Origin of the sequence: Oceanomicrobium pacificus (assembly GCF_009833495.1) — a bacterium.
Lineage (GTDB): Bacteria > Pseudomonadota > Alphaproteobacteria > Rhodobacterales > Rhodobacteraceae > Oceanomicrobium > Oceanomicrobium pacificus.
Genome location: NZ_WUWG01000001.1, coordinates 490,045 through 506,696, shown reverse-complemented (window position 1 = coordinate 506,696; position 16,652 = coordinate 490,045). Strand labels below are relative to the sequence as shown.

At 64.5% G+C, this 16,652-nt stretch carries 16 protein-coding genes; 8 read left to right on the top strand and 8 right to left on the bottom strand.

Going from position 1 to position 16,652, the window contains the following annotated elements; translation table 11 throughout:
- Position 1 precedes the first annotated feature (1 nt).
- The 3 genes from GSH16_RS02585 to GSH16_RS02575 all read right to left on the bottom strand — a co-directional run bounded on the left by GSH16_RS02585 (position 2) and on the right by GSH16_RS02575 (position 2,832).
- The gene (locus tag GSH16_RS02585) at positions 2-691 is read right to left on the bottom strand and encodes a FadR/GntR family transcriptional regulator (RefSeq protein ID WP_160851557.1); all 690 of its coding nucleotides are present in this window, start codon (positions 689-691) and stop codon (positions 2-4) included.
- A 3-nt stretch (positions 692-694) separates the two neighbouring features.
- On the bottom strand, positions 695-1,864 hold the full coding sequence (locus tag GSH16_RS02580) for a mandelate racemase/muconate lactonizing enzyme family protein (protein ID WP_160851554.1): 1,170 nt from the start codon (positions 1,862-1,864) through the stop codon (positions 695-697).
- Between the two features lie 80 nt (positions 1,865-1,944).
- Positions 1,945-2,832: a sugar phosphate isomerase/epimerase family protein gene (locus GSH16_RS02575; RefSeq protein ID WP_160851552.1), complete on the bottom strand. Its 888-nt coding sequence runs from the start codon at positions 2,830-2,832 to the stop codon at positions 1,945-1,947.
- Between the two features lie 295 nt (positions 2,833-3,127).
- Between GSH16_RS02575 and GSH16_RS02570 the strand changes: the two genes are divergently transcribed.
- Positions 3,128-3,982: a sugar phosphate isomerase/epimerase family protein gene (locus tag GSH16_RS02570; protein ID WP_160851550.1), complete on the top strand. Its 855-nt coding sequence runs from the start codon at positions 3,128-3,130 to the stop codon at positions 3,980-3,982.
- Between the two features lie 4 nt (positions 3,983-3,986).
- On the opposite strand, the gene araD is transcribed toward GSH16_RS02570, so the two are convergent.
- Positions 3,987-5,729, bottom strand: coding sequence for an L-arabinonate dehydratase (gene araD, locus GSH16_RS02565; RefSeq protein WP_160851547.1), 1,743 nt, complete (start codon positions 5,727-5,729; stop codon positions 3,987-3,989).
- A 248-nt stretch (positions 5,730-5,977) separates the two neighbouring features.
- On the opposite strand from araD, the gene GSH16_RS02560 reads away from it, so the two are divergent.
- Genes GSH16_RS02560 through GSH16_RS02540 form a run of 5 tightly spaced genes read left to right on the top strand, consistent with a single transcriptional unit; the run spans position 5,978 to position 10,329 of the window.
- Entirely contained in the window at positions 5,978-7,234 is a 1,257-nt protein-coding gene (locus tag GSH16_RS02560; protein WP_328803141.1) for a metal-dependent hydrolase family protein, read from the top strand.
- Between the two features lie 16 nt (positions 7,235-7,250).
- Positions 7,251-7,643 (top strand): hypothetical protein, encoded by a 393-nt coding sequence (locus tag GSH16_RS02555; protein ID WP_160851545.1) that lies wholly within the window; start codon positions 7,251-7,253, stop codon positions 7,641-7,643.
- Positions 7,640-8,533, top strand: a complete 894-nt coding sequence (locus GSH16_RS02550; protein WP_160851543.1) for an efflux RND transporter periplasmic adaptor subunit — start codon at positions 7,640-7,642, stop codon at positions 8,531-8,533. The genes GSH16_RS02555 and GSH16_RS02550 overlap by 4 nt, the downstream gene beginning before the upstream one ends.
- Before the next feature lie 58 nt (positions 8,534-8,591).
- On the top strand, positions 8,592-9,929 hold the full coding sequence (locus tag GSH16_RS02545; protein WP_160851541.1) for a metal-dependent hydrolase family protein: 1,338 nt from the start codon (positions 8,592-8,594) through the stop codon (positions 9,927-9,929).
- A gap of 16 nt (positions 9,930-9,945) precedes the next feature.
- A complete protein-coding gene (locus GSH16_RS02540; RefSeq protein ID WP_160851539.1) occupies positions 9,946-10,329 on the top strand; it encodes a nuclear transport factor 2 family protein in 384 nt (127 codons plus the stop codon).
- A 3-nt stretch (positions 10,330-10,332) separates the two neighbouring features.
- On the opposite strand, the gene GSH16_RS02535 is transcribed toward GSH16_RS02540, so the two are convergent.
- The 3 genes from GSH16_RS02535 to GSH16_RS02525 are packed head-to-tail and all read right to left on the bottom strand — an operon-like array spanning position 10,333 to position 13,366.
- Positions 10,333-11,478: an ABC transporter permease gene (locus GSH16_RS02535; RefSeq protein WP_160851537.1), complete on the bottom strand. Its 1,146-nt coding sequence runs from the start codon at positions 11,476-11,478 to the stop codon at positions 10,333-10,335.
- On the bottom strand, positions 11,475-12,404 hold the full coding sequence (locus tag GSH16_RS02530) for an ABC transporter ATP-binding protein (protein ID WP_160851535.1): 930 nt from the start codon (positions 12,402-12,404) through the stop codon (positions 11,475-11,477). The genes GSH16_RS02535 and GSH16_RS02530 overlap by 4 nt, the downstream gene beginning before the upstream one ends.
- Positions 12,401-13,366: an HlyD family secretion protein gene (locus GSH16_RS02525; protein WP_160851533.1), complete on the bottom strand. Its 966-nt coding sequence runs from the start codon at positions 13,364-13,366 to the stop codon at positions 12,401-12,403. Before GSH16_RS02525 ends, GSH16_RS02530 begins: the two co-directional genes overlap by 4 nt.
- Positions 13,367-13,495: 129 nt before the next feature.
- Between GSH16_RS02525 and GSH16_RS02520 the strand changes: the two genes are divergently transcribed.
- Together GSH16_RS02520 and GSH16_RS02515 are read left to right on the top strand one after the other, a co-directional pair.
- On the top strand, positions 13,496-13,948 hold the full coding sequence (locus GSH16_RS02520) for a potassium channel family protein (protein ID WP_160851531.1): 453 nt from the start codon (positions 13,496-13,498) through the stop codon (positions 13,946-13,948).
- 163 nt (positions 13,949-14,111) lie between these two features.
- Entirely contained in the window at positions 14,112-14,936 is an 825-nt protein-coding gene (locus GSH16_RS02515; RefSeq protein WP_160851529.1) for a bifunctional allantoicase/(S)-ureidoglycine aminohydrolase, read from the top strand.
- Between the two features lie 240 nt (positions 14,937-15,176).
- On the opposite strand, the gene GSH16_RS02510 is transcribed toward GSH16_RS02515, so the two are convergent.
- Positions 15,177-16,601, bottom strand: coding sequence for a uracil-xanthine permease family protein (locus GSH16_RS02510; protein ID WP_160851528.1), 1,425 nt, complete (start codon positions 16,599-16,601; stop codon positions 15,177-15,179).
- Between the last annotated feature and the right edge of the window lie 51 nt (positions 16,602-16,652).

Here is a 16,652-nt window from a genome sequence, read left to right as displayed (position 1 = left end):
GTCAGCTGGATCCGCTCGTGTCGAGCAGTTCCGTCCAGTAGCTCAATGCCCCGCGCAAATGGCTTTGCATCAGCGCCTTGGCCAACTCGCTGTCACGGCGGTAGAGCGCGTCGAAAATCTGCTGGTGCTCCGCATGGCTCTGGGCGTTGCGCTCGGGCTTGTCGAAATAGACCGGCAGGCGCTGGCGGCTCAGCCGGTAGAAAGTCGAACAGATCTCGTAGAAAATCGAGTTCTGCGTGGCGCGCACGATTTCCAGATGGAAGGCATGATCGATCTCGGCCAGTCCGGTGCCGTCCTTGATCCGCTCCTCGGACTGGGCGAGCAGGTCCCGCAGCCGGTCGAAATTTTCCGTCGTGGCGCGTTCGGCGGCAATCTCGGCGGCCTTGATCTCGTGGATCTTGCGAACCTCGACCGCCTCGAACACCTGACGGCGCTCCAGCGGAATTCCGGCCTGCGCATAGAAGGCGAGCGTCTCCAGCCCGGTGCCCTCGGGCGTGAGGTAGATGCCCGACTTGGCGCGCCGTTCGATGACGCGCACCGCTTCGAGGATGGCCAGCGCCTCCCGGATCTGGCCGCGGCTGACGCCGAAATGATCCGCCAGTTCCCGCTCCGACGGGGCCTTGCCGTCGCGTTCCTTGGCCACCGCGACGATATGGGCGGTCAATTCGGGAATGAACTGGTCATGCTGCATCTGTCATCCGGTCCTGGCAAATTTCCGGACCAGATCCCCGGCCATGTCGAGCCCCAGTCCCGGCCCCTCCGGTATCGCGATCTCGCCGTCCGAGACAAGCACCGGCTGCTGCGACAAATCGTGGATCATCGGATTGGCGCCGAGCGAGAACTCCACCGTGAAGCTCGCGGGCGAGGCCGCGCAGACATGCAGACCGGCAAAGAAGCAGGGCGCCCCGGCCCAGAGATGCGGCGCAAGCCGCAGGTTGTGCGCATTTGCGATGGCGCCGATCCGCATCGCTTCGGTGATGCCGCCGCAATAGGCCGGATCGGGCTGGAAGATGTCCGCCGCACGCATGGCGGCCAGACGGGCGAAATCGAACCGTCCGGCCTCGCTTTCGCCAATGGCAACGGGGATGTGGGTGGCCGCGCGCAACTCGGCGATGCCGGCCGGATCGTCGGCCGTCACCGGCTCCTCGAACCAGGCAATATCGCTGTCGGCGGCCAGATGTGCGAAACGCTTTGCCTCGGCCACGGTAAAAGTGCCATGCGCATCGACCATGATCGCCACATCTGGCCCGAGCGCCGCCCGCGCAGCCGCCACACGGGCTGCCGAATGGGCCGGCGAGCGGTCCATCGCGCCGACCCGCATCTTGACCGCGCGGAACCCGCCCGCGTCGATATAGGATTGAAGCTGGTGGCCGATCCCGTCTACATCGGCCCATCCGCCGGACGCATAGGCCGGCAGCCGGTCGGCCTTGCGCCCGCCCAGAAGCCGCCAGACCGGTTCGCCCTGCGCCTTGCCCGCAATGTCCCAGAGCGCGATGTCGATGGCGCTGATCGCGGCCAGCGTCAGACCACGCCGTGCCAGTTCGGGCATCGGGTGGCCCAATCGCCGGGCCTTGTCGGCGCGCACGCCGTTATAGAGGTCCTCCCAGATCCAGGTGATGTCCCGCGGGTCCCGGCCGATGATCTTCGGTCCGAACTCGTGGTTGAGCAGGTGGACGAGCGTGTCGTAATGGCCCGCGCTCCCGGCGGCATTCTTGCCCTCGCCCCAGCCGACGATACCGGTGTCGGTCTCGATGCGCAGGATCGCGGCATCGAAGGTCCGCAGCCGGCCGAAATCGCTGACATGCTGCTTGTCGTCGGCAATGGGGATCTGCACCCACCAGGCCTGCACTGACTTGATCTGCATACGCCCTCCTTGACCGGGCTGCGGCCGGCATGGCCGGACAGGCCGCCGCCCCCGGTCGGGTCCGGGGGCGGGGTGTGCCGCTACTTGATGAGCGGCAGCAGGGTTTCGGCGGTGATCCGCATCTGGTCGGCGTAGAACTCCTCGGTCAGGAGGCTCGACCCGTGATCCTGAATGAACTTCAGCTGCTCGGGCGAGATGTCGACCGGGTTGGTCTCCACCATGTTGGGATAGGGCGCTGCCGGCGTCCGGTCCACAGGCGCGACGAACTCGTTGGTCAGCGCACCGTCATAGCCGATGGATTTCAGCGTCTCGACGATCTTCTTCCAGTCCAGATGCCCGAGCCCCGCGGCAAAACGGTTATTGTCGGCCACGTGGAAATCGAAGAGCCGGTCACCGGCGAGCCGGATCGCATCATAGATGTCATCCTCCTCGATATTGAGGTGAAACGCATCGAGGCAGACGCCGCATTCCGGGCTGACCGCATCGGCCAGCGCAAGGGCCTGTGCCGCGCGGTTGAACAGATAGGTCTCGAACCGGTTGAGCGGTTCAACCGCGATTTTCACGCCGAGTTTTTGCGCATGGCCGAAACATTCTTTGGTCGCGTCGACCACCCAGCCCCATTCTTCCTCGGGCGTGGCGTCGGGCACGACCTTGCCGACAGTGGCGGGGACAAGCGTGACGATCTCCCCCTCCAGTTCCGACACCATGGTGATGACGCTTTTCACATAATCGACCGAGCGGGCGCGTTGGCCCTCATCCTTGGCGGCGAGGTTGCGGTCGCCCAGCGTCAGCGTGACCGCCCCCCAGCAGCGCATTCCGGTTTCCTTCAGAAGCGCCCGCGCTTCCTTGGTGTCATACTGGTCCGGCTCGCCGGAAATCTCGATGCTTTCATAGCCGAATTTCTTGATCCGCCGCACCGTGGTTTCCAACGGTTCGGCGCGCATCCAGTTGTGAGTGGACAGGTGCACGCGCGTTCTCCCTGAATTGTCTCTGTTGGGCGACGGTCGAAATTGCGGCTTTGCGCCCTCCGCCGCCATCTGGCCGGACCAGATTGCGCCAGACCTGTGCGGGCGTCAAGATTCTTCTGCCGGGCGGGACCACGGGGCTCCAACACGCCTCGCTTGACCATGGCTCAATGATTGCGGGGATTTGAAATCCAGTCTGTGCGCCCGGAACTGGCAGGGCGCTAGGCGGCGCAGGAATATTTTGGTATGACCAGATCAGGCGATTTTGGCAGCGCTCTGTGACGCGTGAGGAGGGACCATGAAGATCGGCATGTGCATGTTTCTCTGGACGACTTCGGTCGGACGGGACCACGAACCGCTTTTGCGCGACATTGCAAAAACCGGCTTTGACGGGGTGGAAATCCCGATCTTCGACGGCACGCCGGAGGACTATGCCGCATTGGGCCGAATGCTGGATGATCTGGGTCTGGACCGAACGGCCGTGTCGGCCAACGGTGATCCGGCGCAGAACCTTGTCTCGGCGGATGCGGCTGAGCGGCGGGCGGGCGTTGATCACGTCAAACGGGCCATCGACTGCGCGCAGGCGCTCGGCGCGCCGAAGCTGAGCGGGCCGCTCCATTCGACGCTGGGGCATTTCTCCGGCACCGGTCCGACAGAGGCGGAACTGGCGCGGTCCGTCGCCGCGCAGCGCGAGATCGGGGATCATGCGGCCGGCGCTGGCGTCACAGTTTGTCTGGAGGCGCTCAACCGGTTCGAATGTTACCTTCTGACCACCATGGACGGGCTGGCCGCCCATCTCGACGACATCGGCCACCGCAACATCCGCGCCATGTATGACACGTTCCACGCCAATATCGAGGAACAGGACCCGCTGGAGGCGCTGATCCGCAATGCCGGCCATGTGGCCCATATCCACATATCGGAGAATGACCGCGGCGTGCCGGGGCGCGGTCATATCAACTGGGATGCGACCTTCGACGCGATCGCGGAATCGGGCTATGATGGCTGGCTGACCATCGAGGCGTTCGGGCGCGGCCTGCCGGATCTGGCGGCGGCGACCAAGGTCTGGCGCGACTTTGCCGAAAGTCCCGAGGCCGTCTATCGCGAGGGCTACCAGATGATCCGCGCGCAGCTCGACCGGATCGGCGCCTGACCGGTCAGAAAATGTCCGGCTCGCCCGCCGCCGGTCCGAATCCGGATTCGAGGAAATCGAAATCGCAGCCCTTGTCGGCCTGCGTGACATGGGCGGAGAACATGTAGCCCCAACCCCGTGCGTAGCGCGGTTCCGGCGGGGTCCATGCCGCGCGCCGCGCCGCCAGTTCGGCCTCATCCACCAGCATGTCGAGCCGCCGGTTCGGCAGGTCCAGCCGCACCGTGTCGCCGGTGCGCAGGAGCGCAAGCGGTCCGCCGACATGGGCTTCGGGCGCGACATGGAGCACGCAGGCGCCATAGCTTGTCCCCGACATGCGCGCGTCCGATATCCGCAGCATGTCGCGATGCCCCTGCGCGATGAGCGCCTTGGGGATCGGCAGCATTCCCCATTCGGGGAAGCCCGGTCCGCCCAGCGGGCCGGCATTGCGCAGAACCATGACATGGTCGGGGGTCACGTCGAGCGTTTCATCATCCACCGCGGCCTTCATCTCGGGGTAGCTGTCGAAGACGAGCGCCGGACCTTCATGCACATGGTAGGCCGGGTCGCAGGCGGCGGGCTTGATCACCGCCCCGTCGGGGCAGAGGTTGCCGCGCAGCACGGCGAGCGAGCCTTCGTGATAGACAGGGTTCGACAGGGGCCGGATCACGTCGTCATTGTAGACCTGTGCCCCGTCGAGCCCGGCGCCGAGCGTCTCGCCGGTCACTGTCAGGCAGGACAGGTCGAGCCGGTCCTCCAGCTGTTTCATCAATGCCCGCAAGCCGCCCGCATAGAAGAAATCCTCCATCAGATAGTCCTTGCCGGAGGGGCGGACGTTGGCGATGAGCGGGGTGACGCGGCCAAGGGCGTCCAGTTCGTCCAGCTGAAGGGTGATACCCGCGCGCCCGGCCATCGCGATCAGGTGCACGACCGCATTGGTGGAACATCCGGTCGCCATGGCAACGATCGCGGCGTTGCGGACCGAAGCGTCCGTCACGATCCGGTCGGGCGTCAGGTCTTCCCAGACCATGTCGACGATGCGGCGCCCGCAGGCGCTGCCCATGCGCTGGTGGCCTGCATCCGCCGCCGGGATCGACGAAGCGCCGGGCAGCGTCAGCCCCATCGCATCGGTGATCGCCGTCATGGTGGAGGCCGTGCCCATCGTCATGCAGGTGCCAACCGACCGCGCGATCCCGCCCTGAATCCCGTTCCATTCCACGTCGCTGATCTTGCCCGCGCGGCGTTCGTCCCAATATTTCCAGGCATCCGATCCGGAGCCGAGGATCTGCCCCGCATAATGGCCGCGCAGCATCGGTCCGGCCGGCAGGTAGATCATCGGCACGCCGGCCGAGATCGCGCCCATGACCAGCCCGGGCGTGGTCTTGTCGCAGCCGCCCATCAGCACCACCCCGTCGAGCGGGTGGGACCGGATGATCTCTTCCGTCTCCATCGCCAGCAGGTTGCGGTAGAGCATGGAGGTCGGCTTGGTGAAGCTCTCGTCCACCGACAGGGCCGGCATCTCGACCGGAAATCCGCCCGCCTGCAACACACCGCGTTTCACGTCCTTGACCCGTTCGGGGAAATGGCCGTGACAGCTGTTGAGTTCCGACCATGTGTTGAGGATGCCGATGACGGGGCGGTCGCGGAATTCCTCCTCCGCATAGCCCAGTTGCATCATCCGCGACCGGTGGCCGAAGCTGCGCAGATCGTCGGGCGCGAACCAGCGGGCGGAGCGCAGGTCGGCGGCGGTCTTGCGCGGGCGGTCGGACATGGTTTTCTCCGTTAGGTCAGGATCATGGCCTACGTGATAGCCCGCCGCCGCGCGGCCGGTCACGCAAAAATGCGGCTGCGTTGCCCGCGCGACCTGACGTTGCGCTTTCCTGCGGAATGCGGCGAGGCTATCGTCGGGCTGTTTCCCGATGAATGCATTGGACCAAGGGATAACCCCATGAAACCTGCTTTGTTTGCAACGCCATTGGCGCGGTTTTTGCCGGTTCGGCCCTCGCACAGGATGTTTCGGTGACCGCGATCACCAACGTGAATGTCTTTGACGGCACGTCGGAGGCGCTGGTCGAGGGGGCCACCGTCACGGTGACAGGAAACCTGATCTCCGGCATCGAGGTGGGCGGCGCAGTGCCCGAGGGCGCCACGGTGATCGACGGCGGCGGGCGGACGATGATCCTGGGCCTCATCGATGTGCACTGGCACACGCTCTATTGCTGCGCGGCGCAGAGCACGGTCGTGACCGGCGATATTCTGGAGGTGGCGATTCGCGGGGCAAACGGTTCGGAAGACACTCTGATGCGCGGGTTCACCACGGTGCGCGACGTGGGCGGCAACCCGTTTGCTACCAAGAAGATGATCGATGCTGGCGAACTTGTCGGTCCGCGCATCCAGCCGTCCGGTCCCCCGATCGGCCAGACGGGCGGGCATTTCGATTACCGGCCCTATCAGGCGGTGCCGACCAATCCGGGGGATTCCCAATGGTATTGGTATTCGGTCGGCCTGATGGCGATGGCGGACGGCGTGGACGAGGTGACGCGGCGGACACGAGAGGTGATGCGCATGGGCGCGAGCCAGTTGAAAATCTCCGGCGGAGGCGGCGTCTCGTCGGTCTATGACCCGCTTGACGTGCGGCAGTATACGAAGGCCGAACTGGAGGCCTTTGTCGAGGTGGCCGATACGTACAACACCTATGTTGCCAGCCATATCTTCACCGATGAGGCAGCGCAGATCGCGATCGAGGCCAGTATCAAATCGATCGAGCACGGGTTACTGATGAGCGAGGACACCCTGCAGATGATGAAGGAGAATGACGTCTGGCTTTCGATCCAGCCGCTTCTGGATGACGCGGACGGCTTTTCCTTCGACGATCCGGTCAGCCAGGCGAAATGGATCGCGGTGACCGACGGCACCGATGAGATCTACAGGCTGGCCAAGCAGGTCGGCGTGAAGATCGCATTCGGCACCGACATATTGTTCGACCCTGCGCTGGCCGAACGTCAGGGTGCGTTTCTGGCCAAGCTGCAGCGCTGGTTCAGCCCGTTTGAGACGCTGAAGATGGCAACCTCTATCAATGCCGAACTGCTGGAACTGTCCGGCCCGCGTCATCCCTTTCAGGAAGGGCCCTTGGGCGTGATCGCGGAGGGCGCCTATGCCGATCTGATCCTTGTCGACGGCAACCCGCTGGAGGATATCGACCTCGTGGCCGATCCACATGAGAATTTCGACCTGATCATGAAGGACGGGACGATCTTCAACTACAGTCTCGACTGACGGAGGGCGGTCCGGAATGTCATTCAAAAGGTTGCTCGCGGGCCAGTTGCTGTTCGGCCTCGCCGCCCTTGCCTTCCTGACGGCGAGCCTGATCTGGCGCCAGACCACGGGCGCGCCGCTGAGCGTGGCGCCCGTTTTGCCGTCGATGGCCATGTTCCTCGTCTATCTCGGCATTCTCGATCTCGGGCGGCGCGGATATGTGGGCTGGTACCGGATCGGGATGATCCCCGCGCTGCTTGTCTTTGGCGGCGGGGGTGTCATCGGCAATATTCTGCGCTATCTCGAAGCGGGGCTGGCGGATTATGCCAGTTTGCCCGTATTCGTCATCGCCGTCGGCATCAACAGCTTTGGAACATTGCTGAATCTGTGCGCGGCACTGGGGCTTTTTCAGAAGGACGACCCGTTATGAAAACTGCACTCCCTCGACAGGCCGGATGCGCCAGACCTGCCAACATCGCCGTTCGGCTGCTTGCGGTTCTTGCCTTTGCCGCTCCGGTTGCGGGCGGCCTGTTTGCGCCGGACAGCGCCCGCGCTCAGGACAGGTCTTACGATCTGGTCGAGTTCGACGGCACCGTCGTGCCCGCGCGCGAAGCCGTGGTTACGCCGCTCGTAGACGGCTGGCTGCAATCAATCACCTTCACGTCCGGCGAAATGGTCAGCGAGGGTGATACGCTCTTCGAATTCTTCGAACTGCCGGCGCAGCTGGAGCTCGATCTGGCCAAGGCGCAGCGCGATGCGGCCACGGCCCATCTGCACGAAGCGGAAGCTGACCTGAAACGCGCCGAAGCGCTGAAGGACCGGGACATCGTGGCGCGGGTTCAACTGGAGAAGGCGGAAGCCCAACGCGATATTGCAACCGCCAACCTCGCCGAAGCCGAGGCGCGGGTCGGCTTGGCCGAGCTTGTGCTGACGCAAATGGTGCTGAAAGCCCCCTTCACCGGGATCGTCAGCGCGCCGATGGTGCGTGAAAACGGCTGGCAGGAAGCGGACACTGACAATGTGATGGCCGTGGTCACACAGCTCGATCCCATCCATGTGATCGGCGAAGTGCCCTATGACATCTATGCTGCCCGCAAGCAGATGTTTGACTCGGATGCGGACCTGATCGACGCTGTGGTCCTGTCGATCGTGCTGCCCGACGGCACCCTTTTCGAGCATGAAGGCAAGCTCGTTTCCGGCGGCCATACGTTCGACGAGGAGACGCAGAAAGTCACCGTCTGGGGCGAATTCCGCAATCCTGACCGGTTCCTGCGGCCGGGTCTGAAGGTGTCGCTCCGGTCCCGCGTCGACACGGAATGAACCAAAACGGCCCCGTCGCAAACGGGCGGGGCCGGCACCTGAACCGAGGAGAGACACCATGCTGAAAAACACCGTCATCGCGGCAGGGCTTGGCGCCTGTCTTGCCGCCGCGCCCGCGCTCGCGCAGGACGATGCCACCGGCACGCTCATCACCAACGCGCGCATCTTCGACGGGGTCAATGCCGACCTGATCGAGGGGCAGGACCTGTTGGTGCAGGAGGGCAGGATCGCGGCGATTGGGGCGGACCTCGACGTGCCCGATGGGACCAGGGTGATCGACGCGGATGGCAGGTTTCTGATGCCCGGCTTTGCCGACATGCATGCGCATCTGATGTTCCAGATGCCCTTCGGCGTCGCATTCACTTCGGACCGCGAATATTGGGCCTATGTCGCCTCGACCAGCGCGAAACAGTATCTGATGCAGGGCTTCACGACCGTGCGTGACGTGGGAGGCAACTCCTTTTCTCTCAAACGCGCCATCGACGAGGGCGTTCTTGTCGGCCCGCGCGTCTATCCGTCCGGTCCGATGATCTCGCAAAGCTCGGGTCATTCCGACCACCGGACCGACGCGGAACAGCCGTCTACGCTGGAATTCGACCCCAGCACGCCGATGAAATATTTTCAGGCGGCGATCGCCGACGGTCGCGCCGAAGTTCTGCGCACAGTGCGCGAGGTGTTGCGCCGGCGGGCCTCTCAGATCAAGATTTCCGTAGGCGGCGGGACAGGCTCCTATGCCGACCCGCTCGACACGCTGCAATATACGGCTGACGAGATCCGCGCCGCGGTGGAAGCGGCCGAGGACTGGAACACCTATGTCACCGCGCATGCCTATAATTCCGATGGCATTATCCGCGCGGTCGAGAATGGCGTGAAATCCATCGAACATGGCAACCTTATGAGCGAGGAAGCCATGCGCGTGATGATGGAGAACGACACTTGGCTGTCACCGCAGGTGATCGTCTACACGTTCCATCCCGATGGCTATAACGAGGAGCAGAAAGCCCGGCACGACGAGGCCTATGACGGCATCGACCAGATGTTCACCATGGCCAAGGAACTGGGGTTCGAAAAGATCGTCTTCGGCACGGATGTCATCACCTCGCCCGAAATGCTTGCACGCGCGAACGAGGAGTTCATCTTCCGGACCGAATGGTTCGACAATCTGGAAATCCTGCGGCAAGCCACATCGAAATCGGCGGAACTGCTGAAACTGTCTGGCCCGCGCAATCCCTATCCCGGCGATCTGGGTGTCATCGCGGAAGGGGCCTATGCGGACCTGCTCCTGATCGATGGCAACCCGCTTCAGGACATGTCGGTGATGACCGAATATGAGGAGCGGTTCGACCTGATCATGAAAGACGGCGTGATCTACAAGGACACGCTCGCCGACGACTGAACGGAAGGGAAGGGCAATGTCGGACCCGGCGCGCAACAAGGCCAACGCGATTGCCTTCTACGAGATGATGTTCAACGACTGCCGGCCGCGCGACGCGGTCGCGCAGTTCGTGGGCGACACCTACATCCAGCACAATCCGCATGTGGAGAGCGGGCCGGACGGGTTTATCGCCTATTTCGAGCGCATGGCGCGCGAGCATCCGGGCAAACGGGTCGAGGTAAAGCGCGCCATTGCCGAGGGCGACCTCGTGGTCCTTCATTGCCACCAGATCTGGCCGAACGGGCCGGACTATGCCGGGATCGACATTTTCCGCTTCGACGCACAGGGCCGCGTGGTCGAGCATTGGGACGTGCTGCAGGAACTGCCCGCGACCAGCCGAAATCCCAACGGGATGTTCTGACCGTCAGTCGAGCCGCTTGCGGAACCTCAGCGACGCCACGATCAGCCCCACCAGCGTGAAGGCGCCGAGCCAGATCAGCCCGTCGGCCATGTCCATCAGGGCCGCGTCGCGCAGCACCACGCCCCGGATCATAAGCATGAAATGGGTGGCGGGCAGGAACTGCGCCAGCCATTGCGCGGGCACCGGCATCCCGTCGAAGGGAAACATGAAGCCCGAGAGCAGGATCGAGGGCAGGAGCACGAAGACCGTCATCTGCATTGCCTGCAACTGGTTTTTCGCGATCGTGGACAGGACCAGCCCGAGCGACAGGCTGGCGCCGATGAAGGCCAGCGTGACCACGAACAGCACCCAGAGGCTGCCCTGCACGGCCACGTCGAATAGCACGTAGCCGAGCCCCAGAATGATCGCCACCTGCACCAGCCCGATCAACAGATAGGGGATCACCTTGCCCACCATCAGTTCGATGGGGCGCACCGGCGTGTTGATGAGCATCTCCATATTGCCGCGCTCGCTTTCGCGCACGATGGCGGCGGATGTGAACATGATCATCGTCATGGTCAGGATGATGCCGACGAGGCCCGGCACGATATTCACCTCCGAGCGTTGCTCGGGATTGTAGAAGAGTGCCACCTCGAAGGTCGGCACGGGCGTGTTGACGGACTTGCGGAACAGTTCGCCGAGCGGCATGCCGCGCAGGCCGCGGATGCCGGCCGCGATCATCGTGTCGGACCCGTCGACGATCCATTGCGCGACGGGACGCGCGGCGGGCATGTCGGTCGCCGGCGGCGGGGCGGCGCCGATCGAGGGGCTGCGCACCGCGCGCGACAGCAGGTCGGGCGGGATGATCAGAACGGCCCGCACTTCAGAGACGGTGAGCGCCTTCTCGGCCTCTTCGGGCGTGGCATAGACATGGGTGAAATCCACAACCTGCGTGGCCTCGACCATCTGGGCCAGCGCCCGGCTGAGGCCGGTACGGCTCTGGTCGACAAGCCCCGCAGGGATATGCCGGATGTCGGTGTTGATCGCGTAGCCGAAGAGCAGAAGCTGCACGAGCGGGATCATGATGACCATGCCGAAGGTCATCCGGTCGCGCCGCAATTGCAGCAGTTCCTTCTTCATGATCGCGAGGATGCGGCGAGGCGAGATCATGCGGCCAGCTCCGGCGTTGTGGCGGCCACGAACACATCTTCCAGATTGGGATCGACCTGTTCGGCTGAAACATCTTCACGCGCACCGAGAATTGTCCGCACCACGGCTTCCGGCCGGTCGAGATCGGGCCGCAGCAGCACCCGCAGCCGCGCGCCGATTTGGGCGGTGGACAAGACCTCGGGCGCCGGATCGAGCCGCGCCTTGGCCCCCCGCATGTCGCGGCCTGTCACCTCCACCACCTGCGCGGGCAGGTCGCGCATCAGGGCGGGCGGCGCACCGTCGATCCGCTTCACGCCACGTTCCAGAATGGCGATGCGGTGGCAGCGTTCGGCCTCGTCCATGAAATGGGTGGAAACGATGATGCTCGCGCCCTCATCCACCAGATCGAACAGCTGTTCCCAGAAATTCCGGCGGGTCTCGGGATCGACCGCCGATGTCGGCTCGTCGAGAAAAAGAAGCTTCGGGCGGTGCAGGACAGCCGCGGCGAGCGCCATTTTCTGCCGCTGCCCGCCGCTCATGCCGCCGACCCGCTGGTCGGCCTGCCCGACAAGGTCATAGGTGACGAGCAATTCGTCGATCCGCGCCGACAGGTCCCGCCGCGGGACACCATAGATATTGCCCACGAAGCCGAGATTTTCCCGCACCGTCAGGTCGCGGTAGTGGGAGAAATTCTGCGTCATGTAACCGATCGCCTGTTTGAGCGGCTCCGCATTGCCCGGCAAGTCGGTGCCGAGCACGGTCGCGCTGCCCTCTGACGGGGTCAGAAGTCCGGTCATCATCCGCATGAGCGTCGTCTTGCCGGATCCGTTGGGGCCGAGGAAACCGTAGATCTCGCCGGGCGCGATGCGCAGGTCCACATGGTCGACGGCGGTCTTGTCGCCGAAGCGTCGGGTCAGGCCGCGGGTTTCGACAACCGTCCCGGTCAAGGCATGATCGCCTGTGCCGGCATGCCCACGGGCAGGTCCGCCGCGCTCTCGGGCAGGTCGATCTCGGCCAGATACATCAGGCGGCTCCGGTCCTCCTGATTGAGCGCGTAATAGGGGGTGAAGGCCGGCTCCAAGCTGATCCAGCGCACCGTGCCCTCGAACGGCGCGTCTATCCCGTCGACCCGAACTTCCAGCCGGTCGCCCTCTTTGATGCTGGCGCGGAACGGTTCCGGTACATAAACCCGCGCATAGGGCACCGCGCCGGCCAGAATGATCGCCACGGGGCTGCCGATTGTCACCCGTTCGCCAAGGTTCCACGGCAGGCTGTCGAGCATTCCGTCGCGCGACGCGGTGACGACCAGATCTTCAAGCCGGCGTTCCTCGGCGTTGACGGTTGCCTTGGCGGCGGCCAGTTCGGCCTCGGCGATGCGGATATCCTCGGGGCGCGCGCCGTTGATCAGTTCCTGCAACTGTTCGCGCGCACCGTCCAGTTCGGCCTGCGCCTGATCGCGGCGTGCAAGGTCGCGCAAGAGCCGCGCCTCGGAAATCGTGTCGCGTTCGGCCAGGATGCGGTTGCGCTCGTAATCGTCCTGCGCCTCGGTCAGCGTGGCCTGCGCGCCGGCCACGCGGGACCGCGCAATGGTGATTTCCTCGGGCCGCGCGCCGGTGCGCAGCTTCTCCAGATTGGCCTGCGCGCGCGCCAGTTCGGCCTTGGACCGTTCCACCTGCGCCAGCTGAATCCGGTCGTCGAGCCGCACCAGAACGTCGCCACGCGACACCTTGCTTCCTTCGGCCACCGGCAGGTCGACGACGGTTTCGTTGGCGGTGGCGGTCAGCGCGACACGTTCGCGCGCGAGGATACCAAGTGCCTGGTTCCCGTTCTGCCAAATGCACTGGTCGAGCACGAGGGCAGGCAGAAGGAGCGCCAGCGCAAGACCTGTCGGTGCGAGGGGCAGAGCCATGTCGGAATTCCATGCTTTTGCTTCACTGTCCGGGCAGCGTAGACTGGCGCTGCCTGATCCCGCAAGCCGTTACGATGGAACGGTCTTGCGGGCCTCAAACGGGTGGCGTCCGGACAGGAGACTTTGAACATGATGTCGTTTTTCATCACGCTGGGGCGGCTCCTGTCGGCGATCAAGGCCAGCTGGTCGCGGCCCTATTTCCGGGCCTCGCTCCTGCTCGTCATCGCGGCACTTGTCTCGGCCACGATCTTCTACAGCACGGTCGAGGGATGGGCGCCCGTCGATGCTTTCTATTTCGCGGTGATGACGGCCTCCACGGTCGGCCAGTCGCAACTGGAACCCGCAACCACCATCGGCAAGATCTTCACGACGCTCTATGTCTTTGCCGGGGTCGGCGTCTTCGTCGTTCTCTTCGCCCATTTCGCGCGGGCGATGCTGCATTACGATGGGTCCGATGCAACGGAGCCAAAGGGCAATGGGACCGACCTGCCGGATGAGACCGGCTCAGCCGACAGCCCTGTTGCGCCACGCGCCGGGCCGGCCGGCGGCGATGACCCGGGTGATGGTGACGGCAAATCCTGACCCGCTCCGCGCGACGCTCGCGGCGGGCGGGTGGTCTTCGGTCGGACCGCGCTTGAGACCCGACTTTTCGGCTTTTCAAGCAGATGCTCCGGTCCCCGTGCTGTGGCCTTCTGGTTGCGCCAGCGCCGCCTGCGGCGTTCAATAGGCGGGCAGGGAGGACCCGATGACCGATCACCGCTACCACGTGCCCGCAGGCGGCCTGCCGCCGCAGAGCCAGCTTCTGACCGACCGCGCAATGTTCACCGACGCTTATGCGGTGATCCCGCGCGGCACGATGACAGACATCGTGACGAGCGCCCTGCCGCATTGGGAGGGCGCGCGCTTCTGGGTCATCGCCCGCCCGCTGACCGGTTTCGCGGAAACCTTTTCCCATTATATCGGGGATCTGGAACCGGGTGGCGGGTCCGACCGGCCCGAGACCGAAGCCGGCGTCGAGGCGGCGCTTTTCGTCACGCAAGGCACGCTGGAACTGACGCTCGGCGCCGACGTGCACAGGCTGGAGCCGGGCAGCTTCGCCTATCTGCCCCCGTCGCAGGCCTGGCGCCTGCGCGCGACCGGAAAGGTGCGCGCGGGTTTCCACTGGATCCGCAAGGCCTGGCGCGCGGTGGACGGTCTGGACGAGCCTGCCGCCTTCGTGACACGCGATCAGGATATCGCGCCCACACCGATGCCGGATACAAATGGCGCCTGGGCGACGACGCGGTTCATGGACCCGTCTGACATGCGCCACGACATGCACATCACTATCGTGACCTTCCAGCCCGGCGGCACGATTCCGTTCGCTGAAACCCATGTGATGGAGCACGGGCTCTATGTGTTGCAGGGCAAGGCAGTCTACCGGCTCAACCAGGATTGGGTGGAGGTGGAGGCCGGCGATTACATGTGGCTCCGCGCCTTCTGCCCGCAGGCCTGCTATGCCGGCGGGCCGGAGCCGTTCCGCTACCTGCTCTACAAGGATGTGAACCGGCACATGGCGCTGGGCCTCTGACCCCAACCGGGGCCAGCGGACCGGGCCAGTGACCTCGCCACATCCGACCCGATCCGCCGCACCCGGCGCCCCTCAGCATGGCTTCGGGGAACCTTTGATCACGGTTTCGTGAAGTTAACCGCAAACAGATCATTTTGTTCCGGAGTTTTTCGGACAAGGTTCCGCAGGCGTCGCGTGCGGACATGAAAATGCCCCCGCAACTTTGGTTGCGGGGGCCGGTATTGAACGCTGCGAGCGGGATCAGCCGGGCAGAGAGCCCTTGCTGTCGCCGGCCAGACCGCCGGAGACTTCCTCGGTCGATTCCGCGCTCAGTTCCTGCGGCAGGACGAGGTTCAGCACGATGGCAAGGAAGGCGGCGGGCAGCAGGCCGCTCGTCATCAGGATGCGCAGCGTATCAGGCAGGTACTGCACCGCACCCGGTTCCAGCTGCAGCCCGAGACCGACCGAGAGGGAGATCGCGAAGATCACCATGTTGCGCCGGTTCCAGTCCACGTCCGACAGCATCGAGATGCCCGCGGCCACGACCATGCCGAACATCACGATCACGCCGCCGCCCAGCACCTCGATCGGCACCGTGCGGATAACGCCGCCGACTTTCGGGATCAGGCCGCAAATGATCAGGAAGATCGCGCCGATGGTGACCACATGGCGGCTCATGACGCCGGTCATCGCGATCAGTCCGACATTCTGGCTGAACGAGGTGTTGGGCAGGCCGCCGAAGATACCGGCCACGGCCGTGCCGAAACCGTCGGCATAGGTCGCGCCCTTGATCTCTTCCTCGGTCGCTTCGCGTCCGGCGCCGCCCTTGGCGATCCCGCTCACGTCACCGACCGTCTCAATGGCCGAGATGAAGGCCATAAGGCAGAAGCCGATGATTGCGGCTGCGGACATCTCGAACCCGTATTTGAACGGCATCGGAAGCGCGAAGGCAGAAGCGTTGTTCCACGAGCCTGCGATGCTCGCCACCGGCAGCATGCCGACAAGGATCGCATAGACATAGCCGACGATCAGGCCGACCAGCACGGCCGAAACCGACAGCATCCCGCGGGTGAAGAATTTCAGCCCCAGCGTCACGATGATGACGATGAGCGCAGCCGACCAGTTCAGGAGCGAGCCATATTCCGGTGTGCCGATCGCCGGAACACCGCCGGCGGCGTACTGGATGCCGACCTTCACGAGCGCGAGCCCGATCATCGTCACCACCAGCCCGGTCACGAGCGGCGGCAGCGCGAAACGGATCTTGCCGATCACGGTGCCGAGCGCGGCATGGAAAAGGCCGCCGATCAGGACGCCGGTGAAGAGTGCGGCGAGTCCGTCAACGCCCTTGCCCGCCACCAGTGGGATCATGATGGGCAGGAAGGCGAAACTCGTGCCCTGCACGATGGGCAGCTTGGCCCCGACCGGCCCGATGGACACGGTCTGCAAGAGCGTGGCGACGCCGGCAAAGAGCATCGACATCTGGATCATGTAAAGCAGTTCGGGAAAGTCCGGCGAGTTGGAGCCGAAACCGAACCCCGCCGCGCCCGCAACGATGATCGCGGGCGTGACGTTGGAGACGAACATGGCCAGCACATGCTGGATGCCGAGCGGCACGGCCCGCCCGAGCGAGGGTGTGTAATTGGGATCCTTCAGCTGTTCTGCGGTCCCGATCGATTGATCTGTCATGGGTGATGGTACTCCTGTCCACTGTTGGTGTGCCGGCCGCTTCTTGCGGCG